The following is a 235-nucleotide window of genomic DNA, read 5'->3' on the forward strand; positions in this document are numbered from 1 at the left end:
GCGCCGTTGTACTTCACCCTGAGTGACGGCAAAACGGTGATCACCGTTCCGGCCAATGGCACCACCGGTTCGGTTACCGTGACTGCCCCGGACAACGTCTACACCGGCGCTAACCCACCGGTAGAGCAGAGCCTGCAATCGGTCAGCGGCGCTGACGCCTGGAAGTTCGAAAACCTGGTTCTGGACAAGACCCCGGTCAGCACCACTGTGACCGACGAACCGGGTACCCCAGGCA

The 235-nt window shown here is 62.1% G+C and carries 1 protein-coding gene; it reads left to right on the forward strand.

The window, feature by feature from the left end:
• The coding region (locus AC5PZ0_RS28375; RefSeq protein WP_493856232.1) for an immunoglobulin-like domain-containing protein at positions 1-235 on the forward strand (235 nt) is incomplete at both ends.

It is taken from the genome of Pseudomonas sp. 5.2 (assembly GCF_059025405.1).